The organism is Tabrizicola sp. (assembly GCF_030694085.1).
In the GTDB taxonomy this organism is placed as follows: domain Bacteria; phylum Pseudomonadota; class Alphaproteobacteria; order Rhodobacterales; family Rhodobacteraceae; genus Tabrizicola.
Genome location: NZ_JAUXZE010000049.1, coordinates 1 through 2273, shown reverse-complemented (window position 1 = coordinate 2273; position 2273 = coordinate 1). Strand labels below are relative to the sequence as shown.

The following is a 2273-nucleotide window of genomic DNA, read 5'->3' as shown; positions in this document are numbered from 1 at the left end:
TCGGCGACCGAAACCCCAGCCTCATGCTCCTTCAGAATGCCGATGATCTGATCTTCGGTGAACCTGCTACGCTTCATCTCTGGTCCTCTCGGTTGGGCCAGAGTCTACCTCAAACTGGATTAGGCCGAGGGGGCAACGTCACGCTGCACGAATGGCGGTCTTGTCGACTGCGTCAAACGTAAGAAGCATGCCGTCAACTTCTCTTGTTTGTCCAACGGTCGCTTCACACGTTCCGAAGGCTTCAATCACAAGCACGGTGACGGAGGCAGACTTGCCGTTGCGCTCAGCACGAAGCTCTTCCACTTGACGAGCGATTGATGTCGCCGGATCTGGGAACTCTTCAGCAGTGAATAGACCACGAAGCATCAAATTGGCTGCTGCCGCACCCCTATCGATGATCGCGAGAAGGTCGTCTGGCGAAGACGTCAGCGTGATCTTGCAGCGGTCGGTCTCATGTAGGACTTGGGCTGCGTCCGCTGCCCCCATGTTTATGCCGCCGATAATTTTCCAAGCACTTACATAGGTGTAGCGCATCTTCTCTGGACTGGGTTTCAAATCCGCTTCGCTCATTCACACTCCCTCTTTGCACACGAACAGGTTAGACTTCCGTAGGACATATTCCAGCTTCGGCGGGCTGCGAGGTGACATAGGGGGTACTCCTGCCAGATTTCTGGGCCGGTAGGACTTTCCTGAACTGAACCTCGGCAGCGATAGTTGCTATGCAGGGTGATCTGCCGTGCAAACATCTTGCAGTTTCTCATGGCCATAGCGTCAACAGCGCACGCTGGAACGTAAAGTCGCATATCGGGTGGCCACGACTACCCAGACCGAAGGATCAGAATAGGTATAAGTAATGGAAGATAAGGGAGAAGTATAGGATTATCAAGACTCTATACTCCCCTCCCCCCTATCCTCCTCTACCAACCTGATCATAGGGAACAATGACCCCACCCACCCTAGCCTCCCAGCTTGTCATCCGCTTAAGGTAGCCAGCGGTTCTAGGAGCCTGCCGCCAACCAATGAAGTCTGAGGTCGCCTCGTCATCCCCATCGTCGATCATCTCGTCCAGGCCGAGCCCAGACTGAGAGACATCGAGAACACGTCCAACGACTGCGTTGGAGGCGGCTCGCATTGCCCCTTTCAGCTCCTTCACGTGGGTGTAGTCCACGATGAAGCTGTCATGGACCGAGAGTACAGGAATGCCTCGTCGAGTGAAGAAGCGGTGAACCATCTCGGCAATGCGGGCATCGACATTCATCAGCCGAATACCTTGGTCAGCGCAGACCAAATCCTCTAAGTGAGGGTGCTTTCCCACGAACGCGTCCAGGACCAGGCTCAGTTCGACGTTCGTCATTACCTTACCCACGTGACTAGCCGGGAAGCCGTCCCTGAAGCTCTGGAACGCTGATCTGCGGTCCTTTGCGTTGAGGGCCGTAAGGACCAGCTGCTTGACCATGCTGCGCTGTAGTTCTTCAGGAGCCCCAGCGATAAGGCCCCGGTCCAAGGTGTACGGGTCGCCTTCGATCACAACACCCTTCTCTGCGCTCAGGATCGAGATGTGCAGCCCCTTGAAGTCGATCTCCACCGTCGGAGTATCGTTGATGTAGATTTCCTTCCGCAGCACACTTGGGATTAACTGCCACCATCCGCCGTAGAACCTGCCATTCAGGTTCCAGGAGCCCCGGCTAAAGATGCGGCGCATAAAATGGTGGTGGTGGTCGAGCCACTGGGTGACGGTTTTACCGGTGTCCTTCCCCGCCGTTACCGCTCTCTCGACGGTAGCTGTCTCCAGCGAAGGAATGTCTATAAAAGTATTCGCCAGCAGCAGGTTATAAGCCTGCAGCTCCCTACGCATCAGGTTGGTGGCGTCGGTGTCTTCATACTCCCGAACCTTCGATCCGTCCCCGAACTCCGTTCCGTCCTTGAGGACGATACACTCCTCGTTCTCGATGCGCTTGATATCGTCCCGTGTGACCTTGGTCCCCTCAAAGATCGCCACCAACGCCTTCGACGCTCTTATCCTGGTGTTGCGGTTTCCCTTTGCCCAAGGACCAGCGTAACTCCCCTTAGCCATGTCCAAGAGGCCAATCTCGTGGAGACGTTGGATGATAGGTATGATCTGCTTCGAGATGTGAGCTACTCCCCGATCCTTGGACAGTTTTTCGGGTTGTTTAAGCTACAGCCTGCACCTGCTGATCGGCTTCGATGGTGTTGAAGTAGACCACGGCGGGAGGTTGACCGCCATGGGCAGTATGTGGGCGTTGGTGGTTGTA

At 55.5% G+C, this 2273-nt stretch carries 2 protein-coding genes; both read right to left on the bottom strand.

Annotation, left to right across the window (positions count from 1 at the left end; translation table 11 throughout):
• Positions 1 to 138: 138 nt before the first annotated feature.
• Positions 139 to 570 (bottom strand): hypothetical protein, encoded by a 432-nt coding sequence (locus Q8M85_RS12940; RefSeq protein ID WP_305545219.1) that lies wholly within the window; start codon positions 568 to 570, stop codon positions 139 to 141.
• Between the two features lie 337 nt (positions 571 to 907).
• Positions 908 to 2080: a hypothetical protein gene (locus tag Q8M85_RS12935; RefSeq protein ID WP_305545216.1), complete on the bottom strand. Its 1173-nt coding sequence runs from the start codon at positions 2078 to 2080 to the stop codon at positions 908 to 910.
• Between the last annotated feature and the right edge of the window lie 193 nt (positions 2081 to 2273).

Coding starts and splice junctions, on each gene's coding strand:
- Q8M85_RS12940 (WP_305545219.1), bottom strand. CDS start 570: ATGAGCGAAGCGGATTTGAAACCCAGTCCAGAGAAGATGCGCTACACC.